The organism is Streptomyces sp. NPDC051217, assembly GCF_044455465.1.
Lineage (GTDB): Bacteria > Actinomycetota > Actinomycetes > Streptomycetales > Streptomycetaceae > Streptomyces.
In genome coordinates this window covers 24,337-39,048 of the sequence record NZ_JBITEV010000026.1, presented here as the reverse complement: position 1 = coordinate 39,048, position 14,712 = coordinate 24,337, and the positions used below count along the sequence as shown (strand labels likewise).

Annotated in this window: 10 protein-coding genes; 3 read left to right on the top strand and 7 right to left on the bottom strand. The window is 70.1% G+C overall.

Annotated elements, in window-relative coordinates:
- Nucleotides 1–49: 49 nt before the first annotated feature.
- The 7 genes from ACIBBB_RS35165 to eccE all read right to left on the bottom strand — a co-directional run bounded on the left by ACIBBB_RS35165 (nt 50) and on the right by eccE (nt 11,016).
- Nucleotides 50–1,114, bottom strand: a complete 1,065-nt coding sequence (locus ACIBBB_RS35165; RefSeq protein WP_398989360.1) for an ABC transporter permease — start codon at nt 1,112–1,114, stop codon at nt 50–52.
- A complete protein-coding gene (locus tag ACIBBB_RS35160) occupies nt 1,111–2,187 on the bottom strand; it encodes an ABC transporter permease (protein ID WP_398989358.1) in 1,077 nt (358 codons plus the stop codon). Before ACIBBB_RS35160 ends, ACIBBB_RS35165 begins: the two co-directional genes overlap by 4 nt.
- Before the next feature lie 217 nt (nt 2,188–2,404).
- The gene (locus ACIBBB_RS35155; protein WP_398989356.1) at nt 2,405–4,327 is read right to left on the bottom strand and encodes an ABC transporter substrate-binding protein; all 1,923 of its coding nucleotides are present in this window, start codon (nt 4,325–4,327) and stop codon (nt 2,405–2,407) included.
- 394 nt (nt 4,328–4,721) lie between these two features.
- Nucleotides 4,722–8,066: an SCO5717 family growth-regulating ATPase gene (locus tag ACIBBB_RS35150; RefSeq protein ID WP_398989354.1), complete on the bottom strand. Its 3,345-nt coding sequence runs from the start codon at nt 8,064–8,066 to the stop codon at nt 4,722–4,724.
- Between the two features lie 428 nt (nt 8,067–8,494).
- Nucleotides 8,495–8,728 (bottom strand): DUF397 domain-containing protein, encoded by a 234-nt coding sequence (locus tag ACIBBB_RS35145; RefSeq protein WP_398989352.1) that lies wholly within the window; start codon nt 8,726–8,728, stop codon nt 8,495–8,497.
- Between the two features lie 216 nt (nt 8,729–8,944).
- Complete coding sequence (locus ACIBBB_RS35140; protein ID WP_398989350.1) at nt 8,945–9,643, bottom strand: hypothetical protein; 699 nt, start codon at nt 9,641–9,643, stop codon at nt 8,945–8,947.
- Nucleotides 9,640–11,016 (bottom strand): type VII secretion protein EccE, encoded by a 1,377-nt coding sequence (gene eccE, locus ACIBBB_RS35135; RefSeq protein WP_398989348.1) that lies wholly within the window; start codon nt 11,014–11,016, stop codon nt 9,640–9,642. The genes ACIBBB_RS35140 and eccE overlap by 4 nt, the downstream gene beginning before the upstream one ends.
- A gap of 182 nt (nt 11,017–11,198) precedes the next feature.
- Here eccE and eccB point away from each other — a divergent pair, with 182 nt between their 5' ends.
- From eccB to ACIBBB_RS35120, 3 genes are all read left to right on the top strand, one after another.
- Nucleotides 11,199–12,725, top strand: coding sequence for a type VII secretion protein EccB (gene eccB, locus ACIBBB_RS35130; RefSeq protein ID WP_398989346.1), 1,527 nt, complete (start codon nt 11,199–11,201; stop codon nt 12,723–12,725).
- A gap of 76 nt (nt 12,726–12,801) precedes the next feature.
- Nucleotides 12,802–14,037, top strand: a complete 1,236-nt coding sequence (mycP, locus tag ACIBBB_RS35125; protein WP_398989344.1) for a type VII secretion-associated serine protease mycosin — start codon at nt 12,802–12,804, stop codon at nt 14,035–14,037.
- Between the two features lie 232 nt (nt 14,038–14,269).
- Entirely contained in the window at nt 14,270–14,710 is a 441-nt protein-coding gene (locus ACIBBB_RS35120; RefSeq protein WP_398989342.1) for a hypothetical protein, read from the top strand.
- Nucleotides 14,711–14,712 lie beyond the last annotated feature (2 nt).

Below are 14,712 nucleotides of genomic sequence, written 5' to 3'. Positions count from 1 at the left end.
TCTGCGTTCGGCGTCTCTGCGTTCGAGGTCCCCGCGTTCGGTGTTTCGGTCAACGTGACACCCCAAGCTTCGGGTTGAGCACGGCCTCGATCGCACGGCCGCAGAGCGTGAAGGCGAGCGCGACGACCGCGATCGCGATACCGGGCGGCGCCAGATACCACCAGTGTCCCGACGAGACGGCGCCCGCCTCCCGGGCGTCCTGGAGCATGCCGCCCCAGGAGACGACCGACGGATCACCGAGCCCGAGGAACGCGAGCGTGGCCTCCGTCAGGATCGCCGTGGAGATTCCGAGCGTGGTCTGGGCGAGGACCAGCGGCATCACGTTGGGCAGCACGTGGCGCGTCATGACGTGGCCGTGTCCGCCGCCCAGCGCCCGCGCCCGTTCGATGTACGGGCGCGACTCGATCGCGATGGTCTGCGCCCGCACCAGGCGCGCGGTCGTCGGCCACGAGGTCACCCCGATCGCCAGGATGACCGTCCAGATGCTGCGCGACATCACCGTCGCCAGCACGATCGCCAGGACGAGCGCGGGCATCACCAGGAACCAGTCGGTGATCCGCATGACGACCGTGGCGAACCAGCCGCCGAAGTGCCCGGCGACGATGCCGACGAGAGTGCCGATCGCCACCGACAGCGCGGCGGCGAGCAGCCCCACGACCAGGGAGATACGGGCGCCCCAGATCAGCAGGCCGAGGAGCGACCGGCCGAACTGGTCGGTACCGAGCGGGAATTCACCGCCCGGGCTCTCCAGCGCCGTCCCCGGCGCGTCGGTGACGCTCTGCACGTCGCCGCCGATGAACAGCGGCGACGTGAGCGCGATCAGGGCGATGACCGCGAGGCCGGTCAGACCCATGAGGCCGGCCCGGTGCGTACGGTACTGGCGCCAGAAGCGCGACACGGAAGCGCGGCGGCGCGCCCACACGAGTGACGAGGCGGACGGGGCCGCGGCCGTCCCTGTGGCTGCGGGCGCCCCCGCGGGTGTCCCCGTCGTCGGCGGCTGCGCCGTGTCGTCCGTCGGCGTCTCCGGCGTCTCCGGCGTCTCCGTCAAGGACTCCGAAGGCTCCGAGGGGTCCTCGGATTCCGACGGATTCGGCGGCGTCTTGTCGATGGTCATCGGCCCACCCGGGGATCGAGCAGCGGATAGAGCAGGTCGGCCAGGAGGTTCATCAGGATCATGGCTCCCGCGAAGACCACGAACAGCCCCTGCACGACCGGCAGATCAGGCACGCTCAGGGCCTGGTAGAAGAGCCCGCCGAGGCCCGGCCACGAGAAAACCGTCTCGACGAGGATCGAACCGGCGGCTACGTGGCCCAAGTTGATGAAAACCATCGTGACCGTCGGCAGCATCGCGTTCGGCACGGCATGCCTGCGCCGTACGAGATCGTCCCGCAGCCCCTTCGCCCGCGCCGTCGTCAGATAGTCGCTGCCCATCTCGTCCAGCAGCGACGACCGCATCACCAGCAGCGTCTGCGCGTAACCGACCGCCACCAGCGTCACCACCGGCAGCACCATGTGGTGCGCCACGTCGAGCACATGTGCGAAGCCGGTCTCGTTGCCCGACTCCATCCCGCCGCTGGGGAACATCCCGGGAATCGGCCCGATGCCCACCGAGAAAACGATGATGAGCAGCAGCCCCAGCCAGAACGACGGAACGGACCACAGCGTCAGCGCGACACCGGTGTTGATCCGGTCCCCGACGCCGCCGTGGTGCCACGCGGAGCGCGTACCGAGCCACAGCCCGAGCGTCGAGTAGATCAGCACCGCCACACCCGTCAGCAGCAGCGTCGCGGGCAGCTTCTCGGCGATCAGCTCGCCGACGGGGGCGTGGAACTGGTACGACGTCCCCAGATCCCCCGTCAGCGCCTTCGCGCAGTACTCCGTGAACTGCTGCCACATCGGCAGATCGAGTCCGAACTGCTTGCGCAGCGTGGCCATCTGCTCCACCGACGTCGGCTTGCCATGGGTCATGGCCTTGACCGGGTCGCCGGGGATGATCCGGAACAGGAAGAAGCTGGTGACCAGAATGGCGAACAGCGAGACGGCCGCGCCGCCCAGCTTGCCCGCCACGTACAGCAGATAGCCGGTCCTGTAGCCCGTGGTGCGGGTGCGGGAGCCGTCGGACGGCCCGGCCTTCACCGGGTCGTCGACGGCGTCCCGCACCACACCGGGGGTGCTTGCGGTGCTCATACGGTGTCTTTCCGGGGAAGCCTCCCGGACCCCCTGCTCGCGATCGTGTACGTGGTCGTGTCCGCGGTCGTGCGCGCGTTCCTGGTCACGTACCTGGTCCCGTTCCTGTTCCCGTGCCCGGCCGAGGACCGGGCCTCGGCCGGGGCCCCGGCCCGGACGGGCGCCGATACGCGGGCCAGGACCGAGGCCCGGATATCCACAGTCCTACTCACGAGTCCTACTCACGGTCCTCGGCGGTGGAGCGGCGCCGGATCGCGAAGAAGAGCCCGAGTGCCACCACGACCACCGCGGCCGCGCCGATCCCGATCAGCGTGCCCGTCGAAGAGCCGCTTTCCGAGCTCGCCTCGCCGGTCCCGTCGGCCGGTACGGCGGACCACCAGCTCCAGTAACCGTCCTGGCCCCAGAGATTGCCCGCGGCCTCAGGCATGGTCGTGATGGACTTGATCTGGTCCGTACGGTACGCCTCGACGGCGTTCGGATAGGCCATGACATTCATGTATCCGGTGTCGTACAGCCGGGACTGCATCTGCTTCACGAGGTCGGTGCGCTTGGCTGTGTCGTACTCGACCGCCTGCTTCGCGTACAGGTCGTCGAACTTCTTGTCGCAGATGAAGTTGTCCGTCGCGCCGGTGTCCTCGGCCGTGGCGGGCAGCGCGGCGCAGGTGTGGATCGACAGGACGAAGTCCGGGTCCGGGTTCACCGACCAGCCGTCGAAGGCCAGGTCGTAGTTGCCCGCGAGCCACGGGTCGGACACGTTGTCCAGGCACTCGACCTTGAGGCCGATCCCGAGCTCGCCCCACCACTCCTGGAGGTACTTGCCGACCGCCTTGTCGTTGGGGTCGGTGGCGTGGCAGAGGATGCGGAAGTTCAGCGGCTTGCCGTCCTTGCCGACACGCTTGCCGCCGCTGTTCTTCTTGTAGCCGGCCTTGTCGAGGAGTGCCGCGGCCTTCGCCGGGTCGTAGTCGATCGTCTGGCTGCCCGAGGGCTGCCAGAAGTACGAGTCGAAGCGCGGCGGGATGTAGCCCTGTCCCTCCACGGCGTTGCCCTGGAAGACCTTGTCGACGATCGTCTTGCGGTCGACGGCGTGGAACAGCGCCTTGCGGACGTTCTGGTCGAGCAGCGCCTTGTGGCCGTTGCCGAAGCTCTTGCCGTCCTTGGCCTTCGCGCCCGGGTTGGTGGCGAGCGCGAAGAAGCGCCGTCCGGGAGCGTTGTTGACCTTGATGTTGTCGGCGTTGCCCAGCGCGGCGGCTTGGGCCGGCGTGAGGCCGGAGACGAATGAGACCTCGCCCTTCTGGAGGGCGGCGACCGCGGCGTCCTTGTCCTTGTAGTACCTGAAGACCAGCTCGTCGAACTTCGGGGCGCCGCGCCAGAAGTCCTTGTTGGGCTTCAGCCGGATGTACTGGTCGACCTTGAAGTCCTCAATGACGTAGGGGCCGTTGCCCACGATCGGGAACTTCTTGTCGTTGTTGAACTTGGCGAAGTCGTCGACCTTCTCCCAGATGTGCTTGGGCACGATCGGCACGTCGAGCGCCGTCATGGTGGCCTGAGGCTTCTTCAGCTCGATGACGAGCTTCGTGGCGTCGGGTGCGGTGACCTTCTTGAAGTTCGACGTGAAGTTGCCGTTCGCCGTGGCGGCGTTCGGGTCCGTCATCATCTTGTTGAAGGTCCATGCCGCGTCCTCGGCGGTGGCCGGCTTGCCGTCGGACCACTTGGAGTCGGAGCGGATGGTGAAGGTCCACGTCAACTTGTCCGCCGACGATGCCCACTTGGTGGCGAAGCCCGGGATGGTGTGGGCGTCCTTGGGGTCGTAGTTGGTCAGGAACTCGTTCGTCAGCCGGAAGATGCTCGTCGCCACGAGCGTCTGCGCCAGGAACGGACTCAGCGAGTCGATGCTCTGGTCCACGGCGACCGTGAGGACCTTCTTGCCGTCCGCCGCCGCCGGGGCGGCCTGGGGCGCGGTCCGGGGCGCGGTCATCGGCGCCGCCTGGGCCTGCGGCGCCGCGGGCAGCAGCGGACTGAGAGGGATCACAGAACCGGCCACCATCGCAGTGGCAGCGGCACCGGAGGCCAGGAAGTGACGGAATCGGGAGCGTTGCCGGGTGGGCTGCCGCGTCGTACGCGGTGGAATCCTTGTGACCATGGGTCGTGACCTCGCGTCATCACTCGCACGGAGAAACGGAGAAACGGAGAAGCAGAGAAGCGGACCAACAGAGAAGCAGACAAACAGAGCACAGAGCGAAGCAGGAAACGGGGCGGAAGAGTGGAAGAAGGCGGAAGAGGGCCGGTTGAGCGGATGGTTGGGAACGCCTCCGGGCCGAGTAGTCACTCGAAGCGGTGGCGTGAATCGCTTGCTCGCGTCGTCTGGCAGCGGCAGCTGGGTTGACCCCAGCTCACCAACTGGTGAAGCGAAGGTTTATCAGCGCTGGTCGGGCCACGTCAACGGCCGTCGAAACCCCGTGTGGGCTGCGGGAATGCGATGAGGGTCCGTACCGTGAAGACGGTGCGGACCCTCATTGGTCTAAACCTCTGTCGCCCTACTGCTGAGGCGCTGACGGAGCCTGCGGAGGCTCCTGCTGCGGCCAGCCGGCGGGCGGAACCGGACCCTGCAATTCCGGCTGCCCGGGCTGCGCCAATTGCCCCGGGTGCGCCGGTTGGTGCGGCTGACCGGGCTGTCCCGGCTGTCCCGACTGCTGGCCGGGGTACTGGCCCGGCGGCAGCCCGGCCGGGCTGCCGGACGACTGCGCCTGGGAGGGCAGTGACTGCTGCCAGCCCTGTTGCTGCGGATAGGGCTGCTGCGGGTAGTACTGCTGGCCGGGGCCGGGGGGCTGCTGGCCCTGAGTCGGCGGCTGCTCCGGGGCGGCGCCCGGCGCCTGTCCGGGACCTTGTCCGGGAGCCTGGCCGTGCCCGTACTGGCCCGGCATCTGCGGCTGTCCGTACGGCGGTTGCCCGTATGGAGGCTGCCCCGGCGCCTGCTGGCCGGGCTGTCCGTGCGGCGGCTGTCCGTGCTGCTGAGGGTGCCCGTGTTGTGGCTGCCCCTGGTGCCCCGGCATCGGCGGCGCGAGATGCGGCGGCGGGTTGCCGTCCGCCGTCCACAGCCCCTGCTGCTGCTGGGCGCGTACGAAGTCCTCGGCGATCAGCGCGGACAGATTGAAGTACGCGTCGCGGGTCTTCGGCCGCATCATGTCGAGGTCGACCTCGGCGCCCGCCGACAGGTGCTCGTCGAACGGCACCACGACCACGCCGCGGCAGCGCGTCTGGAAATGCTGCACGATGTCGTCGACCTTGATCATCTTGCCCGTCTCGCGCACGCCGGAGATGACGGTGATCGAGCGCTGCACCAGATCCGCGTACCCGTGGGCCGACAGCCAGTCCAGCGTCGTCGACGCACTGCTCGCACCGTCGACCGACGGGGTCGAGATGATGATCAACTGGTCCGCCAGGTCCAGCACTCCACGCATCGCGCTGTAGAGGAGGCCGGTGCCCGAGTCGGTGAGGATGATCGGGTACTGCTTGCCGAGCACCTCGATCGCGCGCCGGTAGTCCTCGTCGTTGAACGTCGTGGAGACCGCCGGATCCACGTCATTGGCGATGATCTCCAGCCCGGACGGGGCCTGCGAGGTGAACCGGCGGATGTCCATGTACGAGTTGAGATACGGGATCGCCTGCACCAGGTCCCGAATGGTCGCACCGGTCTCACGGCGCACGCGGCGGCCGAGCGTGCCGGCGTCGGGGTTGGCGTCGATCGCCAGGATCTTGTCCTGCCGCTCCGTGGCCAGTGTCGCGCCGAGGGCGGTGGTGGTGGTCGTCTTGCCGACGCCGCCCTTGAGGCTGATGACCGCGATGCGGTAGCAGGAGAGCACCGGCGTACGGATCAGTTCGAGCTTGCGCTGCCGCTCCGCCTCCTCCTTCTTCGCGCCGATCCTGAAGCGTGACGCGGCGGAGGGGGTGCGGCTGCTCTTGGCCTTCTGCTTGTTGTTGCGCAGGAGGCGGTCCGAGGACAGCTCGACGGCGGCGGTGTAGCCGATCGGCGCACCCGGCATGGAACGCTCACGCTGGTCGTGCGCCATCGCCGTCGGCCATCCGGCGCCGGAGCGCGGGTCCATGGGCGGGGCACCCGGCGCGGCGCCGGGTACGGCGCCCTGTGCGCCGTCGGGCGCGGGGCCCTGCGCGTGTTGCTGTTGCTGGTACGGCTGTTGCTGCTGGGCGGGCAGATTCGGCGTCTGCGATGCCGGGGCCGGCAGGTTCGGCGTCTGGGGCTGTGGCGTCTGCGGAGCGTGGGGCGCCTGCGGCGTCTGCTGTACGGGCACGTACGGGGCGGGCTGGGCGGCCTGCGCAGGGTGTTGTCCGGGCTGCTGTCCCGGCTGTCCGGGCTGGGGGAATCCGTAGCCCTGCTGCGGGCCTTGGTGCCCCGGCAGCTGTGGCTGACCCTGTTGGCCGGCCTGCGGGAAGCCGTAACCGCTCTGCGCGTACGGGGCGTTGGGGCCCGAGTTGGCAGGCGCACCGCCCGGGTGGCCCTGCTGTCCCGGCTGCGGGAAGCCGTAGCCACTCTGCTGCGCCGTCGCGGCGGGGGTGGCCGGGGTGGCGGGCGTGGACGGTGCGGCGGGCCTCGCCCAGGGGGACTCGGCCGGAGGGCCGGACTGCGCCGGGGCGGCCGGGGGCAACTGGTGCTGCGGCTGGGACTGCGACACCGACTGCGACTGTGACTGTGAGGCCGAAGAGCGCTCGGCGGGCCACTGCGGCGCGGGCGCCGGGGCGGCAGGCTGGAAGGCGGGCGGCAGCGGGGGCAGCCCGGAGTCCGCAGCCGCGGGGGACGGGGGCCACGGCAGCGCGGGCGCGGGCGGGGCCGCCGGAGTGTCCAGCGGGGGAACCGCGTCGGAGGGCTCGTCCGTGGGAACGGAGTCGGCCGGCTCATCGACCGCGTCGGTCGGCTCGACGGGGCGGTCCTGGACGTCGTCGGAGATGTCCGCGCCGACCACGGCGTCGGTGACGTCCGCAGGTTCCTCGGAGTCGGAGTGGGTGTCGGACCCGGCGCGGGGGTCGGAGCCGCCGTCCGCTGCGGCGTGAGAGTCCGCGTCCGCGTCGGTCAACGAGTCCGAGATCCCGAAGGGCTCGTCGACACCGGACTCGGCAGAGGGCGAGAGGTAGATCCCGCTCTTGTCCTCATCGTCCGCGTCGTCGGCGGCGCGTTCGCCACGGCGGGTCCCGTTCTCACCGGCCGCACGGGGTTCGAGATCCAGGTCGGGACCGTGAATCACACCCGGGCCAGTGCCGGCACCCGCCCCGACCTGCTCCTCGTCGGCCCCGTCAGAGAACTTGTCGGCGTCCGCACCGGCGTCCGCACCGGCGGCGGCCTCGCTGTCGGCGGCCTTCGCCGCCTCCTTGGCGGCGTCGATCTCCGCCATCTCGCGCTTCAGCGCGGCGGGGGAGAAGCGCATGGTCGCCCCGCTCTCCAGATCACCCGCGCCGAAAGGCTGCGCGAACGGCTCCGGTGCTGCGGCGTCGGCAGCAGGAGAGGCAGGGAGGGACGGCGCCACGGGAGGCGCGGCGGGTAGTACCGGATCGGTGGACGGTGACAGGGGCGCGCTCTGCTCGGCGATCGGCGGCGGAGGCTGCCGGTGCGGCCAGTTCGGCTCGTACCCACTGCCCGCGGGCAGCCCCGGTACGGCCACCGGAGCCCCATTCGGAGGCGGTGGCCCAGGGGTTGAACTCGGCTGGCCCGCCCCGTCGCCAGACGTGTCCCCGGAAGCGTTCTGCGTGTACCAGGCCGGCGGCGTGTAGTCGATGGTGAACTCACCCGTCATCTCGGCGGGCTCCGCGTCGGACTGATCATCGACGGGATTGTTCCAGTCCCCACGGATCTCGTCCCGATCGCCGTTCACTTTGCCTCCTGGTGTGGTCGAGCACCCTTGTGCCTTTTCGGGTGGGGGCGACCGCTGTCACTCGATCAGCCCGGCTCTACCCCTTGGGACGCTCACGACATGCCTGCGGGTTCTCGTGCGCCCCGACCCACCCTAATCGCCCACAAGCCCACTCCGGCAGGCCCGCCCGCCCGTCATCGGCCGCCCCGTACGCCACCCCTCGCCGCCGGGTGATTCGGCTGCGGCAGACGATCAGGAAGAGGGTGGGCTGAACCGTGACAACAGCGCATGAATGGGTGCCCGTTCGCACGCTCCCGGGCCGCGACCCAACAATCCGGTATCGACGCCCGGAACGTGGTCCGGTCCGGGGGCCGTGTCCTGGAGCCCCCCGGACCGGAGAGGTCTGCGCGCGAAGACCTCTTTAGAAGGACGTCTCTGCGACGAGCCCTCTATCGGATGTCGAATTCCCCGTCACGCGCGCCCAGTACGAACGCCCGCCATTCCCCTTCGGTGTACCGCAGGACCGTGTCGGGATCCACGGACGACCGCATCGCCACCGCCCCGCCGGGCAGATGGGCGATCTCGACCCGCTCCTCGTCCTCGCTCGTGCCCGGGGCGCTGAGCCACTCGACACCAGAGATGTCGAGGGCGTACAGCTCGTCCTTCTCCTCTTTGGTCCCCATCGGTCAGACCTTCCCTTCGACAACGGCTGAGTTGAACGCTCTCCACGCACGAGCGGAGACAAACAGGCCCACCGACGCGTGCTCCTAAGGATCCTAGATCCGCCCGGCACACCCGGTCCGCCGATTCCGGTCCGCTCACCCTCGCGGGCCCCAAGTCCCGTACAGCGGCCCGGACTCAGGCCATCCACAGGTGAACTCAGTCCCTCTTCGGTGGCCTCAGTCCATCCTGCGAGCCGTGCCCAGCAGCCCCGTCTCGGCATCCGTGGGCGTCGTCATCACCCAGTGACGCTCGCGCCCGGCACACCACAGGGTGACGCCGTCAGCCAGCGTCGGCAGTGCGTCACTCTCCGCGGACGACAGACCGAGAATCCGTCCGGTCTGTTCGGCCTCGCGCGGCGACACCCGCTGTATGCCCACCAGCGTCGAGTTCCGCATCAAGCGGGGCGCCACGGGGCTCAGATACGGCAGCAACGTCAGCACCGACTGCCACGGCGCCGACACCACCCGGCCACGGGGCGGCCGCATGCCCGCGTCCCGTACGACCACCACGGGGCTGCCCACCGTCGCCCCCTGCGGCGGTACCCGCCCCACGTCGTGCAGGGTGATGCACTCCAGGCCCGCGCCGGCCGCCTGCGCGAGCACCGTCCACGCCTGGGCGCGGCCCGTCTCGACCACCACACGCGCTCCGGTGCCCGCCGCGCGCAGGGCTATCACCTGCGCCGTCCAGAGGCCACCGATCAGCAGGACGTCGTACGGCGCGGAGCGATGGAACCCCACCATCTGGGGGTGCCCCTCCGCGTCGTCACCGATCACCACACCGTCGTCCCCGACCGGCAGGGAGAGCGCGCCGAGTTCATCGACGGGCATCGTGTGCCCCGCGTGCCGAGGGCCGAGCATCGTACGCAGCCGGCTCATCGGGCGCCTCCCAGCGGGAGCGTGGCCAGGGCCCCGGGCAGCTGCTCCCGGTCGAGGCGTACGAGTCCCACCTTCGCCGACCGCGCGGCCTGCTCCAACAGCCTTCGCACGCCGACCAGTTCGGTGTCGCTGCCGCCGGTGATCCGTACATGGCCCCGCACCGTCATGGCTCCCAAACGGGTACCACGCCGGAGGGTGAGGCTGAAGGTCGTCGCGTACGCCGGGGTGGCGGTGAGCAGCGACACCAGCTTGGGGAGCGGAGCGGCCCCGCGGCCCAACTCGGGCCAGCGGCCCACCGCGTACGTCGTGTGCCACCGGTCGTCGCACCGCCAGACGCGCGCCGTCTCCGCCGTACGCCGCGACGGAGCGGCGTCGGGGCGGCCGGCGAGGGCGGCCTGGACGGGGCTGGCGCAGGCCGACGTCGCGACAGTGGAGTTCAGCTCCTCCTGGTCCAGCACGACGGCCCGGAACCCCGCTCCGGTGATCCGGCTCGCCACGTGGTCCGCCACTCGTACGAGGCAACGCTGGGCGCCCTCGACGCCGCCCCCGCGCGCGTCCACCGCCTCCCGGCACAACTCGGGGTCGAGCTTCACCGCCACCCATGTCAGCCGCAGCGCGGGGGCGCCGGTCTTCTCCTGAAGAGGGACGTACGAGAGCCGCGCCACCGACTGCTGCGGCAGATGCGGCGCGGGTGCCGAACGCACCTGCTGCACCAACTGCACCGACTCCAGCCTGATGTCGTCGACCTCCAGGGCACCGCCCAGGAGTGACAGCGGCAGCGCCCGCGCCCCGAAGGCGGGCCGCAGCGCGGAGCCGCTCGCCTCGACCCGTACGACCGCCGTGAGGAAGCTCCCGTCGCCGACCATGCCGACGGTGCGGCGGTCCCGGTCGACGTACGTGTACGGGCGCAACGCCGGGACGCTCTCCGCGACCGGGGCGAGCGATGGATCGACGTACACCGCGGCGGGCCCCGCGGCACGCTCGCGCGCACGGAGGGAGAGGACGGTCCCGAGCCAGTCCTGGACGGCGTGGCCGCGGCGCCGTACGACGGCGAAGAGGACCAGCACACAGCCGACCGTGACGGTGGGGACAAGCCAGAGCCCGCCGAGCGCGACGCCCGCGGCGGCCAGCGCGAGCGCGACCTCGACGAGCACCAACTGCCGTAGCTGGAAGGGGCCGACGTGGCTGGTGCGCGAGAGCGGCCGCAGCGTGGTCGTCGCCGGGACGGGACGTGGCGCCGTGGTAGAGGCGGGTGAGGGAGGCAACGGGGCGTCGTCGCCGGGGCCGTTGCGGCGTTGCCGCCGGGAAGACGGCGAGGCGCCCGGGGCCTGTCCGGAAGTCCGCCCGTTGCGCTCGCGCGTCGCCGTACGCATCCCCGCGTTGCTCCCTCTGTCGGTAATGGCCGTTTCCCTGTGGGCGGTTGACCGGGCGATCACCCTACCTGAGCAGTGAAAGGGTGATCGTCAGCGTGCATAGTGGGGGGCCGTAACGACGGCATGCTCCTTCCTGGACAGGGGGAGTCGGCCGCGCAGTGGGGGAGAGGGACAGCGGACAGATGGCATCACGACGGGACGAACTCAACGCCTACACCTTCGCGAAGCGGAGGCTCGTCGCGCAGTTCGTGCAGCCGAACTCGACCGGCTCCGAGGAGGGTGCGCCCCGCCCGCTGCGCGGAGTGGTCCCCGGGATGATCGTCGCCGTGGTCATCCTCGCGATCTTCGGTGCCTGGGGGATGTTCAAGCCGGTGGCGCCCAAGCAGTGGGACACCCCGGGTGAGAACGTCATCATCGCGAGCAAGTCCACCACCCGTTATGTGGTGTTGAGGACCGACGACAAGATCCAGCTCCACCCGGTCCTCAACATGTCGTCGGCCAAGCTCCTCCTGAACCCGGACAAGGGCAAGGTCATCAACGTCGACGAGTCCGTGCTGGACAACGGCAAGATCCCGCACGGCGCCACTCTCGGCATTCCCTACGCCCCCGACCGGCTCCCCGACGCCAAGGAGGCGGGCGCCGCGAAGCGCTGGGCGGTCTGCGAGCGCCCCGGGGAGGGCGGCCGGGCGATAGAGAAGGCGGCGTTCGTCTTCGCGGAGCGCGAGCAGAAGAAGACCGAGGGCGCGAACCGCCTGACCGGCGGCGAGCTGATGTTCGTGGAGGGCCCCGACGAGACCCGCTACATCGTGGACCGGACCGGCAAGGCGTACGAGACCGCCGAGGACGAACTGCTGCTCCGTCAGCTGGTCGGCGACGACCTGGAGCCCCAGCGCGTCTCCGCCGCGTGGCTGGACACGCTGCACCAGGGGGACCGCGTCGACTTCCCCGAGATCGACGGAGTTCCCGGCGTCGACGCGGGCGTCGGGGGCGACCTGGATCCGGCGCTCGACAAGATCGGCACCATCCTCACCGCGACGGACGGGACCGAGGACCAGAAGTATGTCGTCCTGGAGGAGCGGGTCGCCCCGGTCTCCGACTTCACCGCGAAGCTGCTGCTCAGCAGCCGCGACCTGATCGAGGTGGGCCAGGACGGCGAGGCCACGTCGGTCAGCGCCGCGACGTTCCGGCCCGGCGCCCCGTTCGGGCAGGACAAGGACTGGCCGGAGAGCAGCCCCGACGCCGTCAACTCCGCGAGTACGTCGGAGGGAAGCCGTAACACCGTGTGCAGCGTGCTGCGCGAGGTGGACGCGGACAGCGGCGAGACCACGCTCAGTACCTGGGCGGGCACCGGCTTTCCAGCGACGCTGGCGACCGGGTCCACGAGCGCGTACGTCACGCCCGGATCGGGTCAGCTCTTCCGTCAGTTCACGGGGGACACGACGAAGTCCGGCTTCCTCTTCCTCGTGACGGACACCGGCCTGCGGTACGCCATGCAGTCCAACGGCGACAGCGCGACGGACGACTCGGGGATCGGCGAATCGGGCTCGGAGAAGGACAAGCAGGCCAGTCAGGCCGAGGTGCGGAAGGCCCAGAACAGGCTCGGTTACCAGAACGTGGACGCGGCGCCGGTGCCCGCCGCGTGGTCCTCGTTCCTGCCGACGGGGCCGAGGTTGTCGACTGGCGCCGCGGGCCAGCCGCAGGGTTCGTGAGGGCGGGGCAGCCATGACGTACACGCGCACCAACGCCCGAACCCAACGCCCTAGCCGTACGCCCAACTCCCCACCCATGTGGCGTCGGTTGGCCGCGGCGACGACGGTCCTGGCCACGGCCGCGCTGACGCTCATGACGCTGTCGGCGCCCGTCGCGACCGCGGACACGGGGCAGTGCTCCTTCCCCGGCGAGAGGTACGAGGGTCGGCCGTGGGCGTTGCAGCGTGTCCTGCTGGACGAGCTGTGGAAGCAGTCCACCGGCAAGGACGTGAAGGTCGCGGTCATCGACACCGGCGTCGACACCAAGAACCCACAACTCGCCAAAGTGGTGGACGCCGGGAGCGGCCGTAACCTGCTCCCCGCCGACGCCGAGGACGACAACGGGCACAAGCTCGAACGGGGCGCCTCGAACGGCACCACCGACGAGGTGGGCCACGGCACGAAGGTCGCCGGCATCATCGCCGCGCGTCCGGGCAAGGGGACCGGCTTCGTCGGCCTCGCGCCCGACGCCACGATCATTCCGATCCAGCAGAACGACGCGTTCGGCAACGGCACCGCCGAGACGCTCGCCGACGCCATCGACTACGCGGTCCGGCAAGAGGCCGACGTCATCAACATCTCCCAGGACACGGCGGACGCCGTCGAACCGACACCGGTGCTGAAGCAGGCGGTGGAGGACGCCCTCGCGGCAGAGGTCGTGGTCGTCGCGTCGGCGGGCAACGACGGCCTGGACGGCAAGGTCAAGGAGACGTACCCCGCCTCGTACGACGGCGTGCTGGCCGTGGCCGCATCGGACCGCAACAACGAACGCGCGTCGTTCTCCCAGTCGGGTGAGTTCGTCGGCATCGCGGCGCCGGGGGTCGACATGGTCACGACCGTCCCCGGCGGCGGCCACTGCGCCGACAACGGCACCAGCTTCTCCGCCCCGTACGTCGCCGGAATCGCCGCTCTGATCAAGAGCAAGCACGACACATGGACCCAGGAACAGATCGTCGCCCAGATCCAGCAGACGGCGGAGCGCTCGATCCCGGGCCACGACCGCCTCGTCGGCTGGGGAGTGGTGGACCCGGTCCGCGCGCTCACCGAGGACGACAAGCCGGTCGAGAAGCCGGTGGCACACGAAGGAGTGACCCGGGCCGAAGCGCCGACACCCGCAGAGGTGCACCTAGGGGAGACGGCCGACGAACGCAACTCGCGGCTCGCGACGTACGTCGTGGTCGGGGGCGCCGTCCTGGTGGCGGCGATCACGGGCGGTTCGGTGGCTTTGCGCGATGCGCGCCGCCGGGCGTGGCGGGTCAGGGAGAGCGGATGAATGGACCGAGACCCGAGACCGAGACGGATGGGGACATGCGTCACGGCGGCCAAGTCGGGCGACGTATAACGCACTTAGAGGCCTACGGCTGAATAGTTAGGGTGTGACGAGCGATCATCAAGTGAACGTAGAAGAACTGGTCCGCGCGATGATCGCGCGTTGGACAGCTGAAGCAAACGGGGAGGAACGGGCATCGTGCCTGAGTCGGTGGGTGGCGTGAGTGGGGACTCCGATGACGAGTGATCTCGAGCGCGGCGTCGGGGCGTTGAAGAAGTTCCAGGGCCAGATCAACACCCTGCTCTCGGAGTTCGAGACCGGCGCGGGTGGCACGGGGGAGATCGCGGCGCAGGGGGTGGCCCGTTCGTCGTTCAGCGGCCCCGGCAAGTTCGACGAGGCCGAAGGCTTCTCGGCCCAGTACACACGGGTGCACACGTCGCTCATCTCCCTGTCCAAGTCCCTCGGCGACCAGATCGAGCTGCTCAGCATCGGAGTTCACGCCGCCGATGTCGGCTACGACAACGTCGAGGACGACCTGCGGTACCGCTTCCACACGATCCAGACGCGACTGGACGAGCAGCGCGAGGCGCACGAGAAGCAGCAGAGGCGCGACAAGGGCGAGGCACCCGCGGCGCCGCACCAGGACGCCACCGGCGGTACGAAGGACTTGGGGTGACG

Excerpts from the sequence above, each read along its gene's own strand:
- ACIBBB_RS35165 (WP_398989360.1), bottom strand. The coding sequence starts at position 1,114 with ATGACCATCGACAAGACGCCGCCGAATCCGTCGGAATCCGAGGACCCC.
- ACIBBB_RS35160 (WP_398989358.1), bottom strand. The coding sequence starts at position 2,187 with ATGAGCACCGCAAGCACCCCCGGTGTGGTGCGGGACGCCGTCGACGAC.
- ACIBBB_RS35155 (WP_398989356.1), bottom strand. The coding sequence starts at position 4,327 with ATGGTCACAAGGATTCCACCGCGTACGACGCGGCAGCCCACCCGGCAA.
- ACIBBB_RS35145 (WP_398989352.1), bottom strand. The coding sequence starts at position 8,728 with ATGGGGACCAAAGAGGAGAAGGACGAGCTGTACGCCCTCGACATCTCT.
- ACIBBB_RS35140 (WP_398989350.1), bottom strand. The coding sequence starts at position 9,643 with ATGAGCCGGCTGCGTACGATGCTCGGCCCTCGGCACGCGGGGCACACG.
- eccE (WP_398989348.1), bottom strand. The coding sequence starts at position 11,016 with ATGCGTACGGCGACGCGCGAGCGCAACGGGCGGACTTCCGGACAGGCC.
- eccB (WP_398989346.1), top strand. The coding sequence starts at position 11,199 with ATGGCATCACGACGGGACGAACTCAACGCCTACACCTTCGCGAAGCGG.
- mycP (WP_398989344.1), top strand. The coding sequence starts at position 12,802 with ATGTGGCGTCGGTTGGCCGCGGCGACGACGGTCCTGGCCACGGCCGCG.
- ACIBBB_RS35120 (WP_398989342.1), top strand. The coding sequence starts at position 14,270 with ATGACGAGTGATCTCGAGCGCGGCGTCGGGGCGTTGAAGAAGTTCCAG.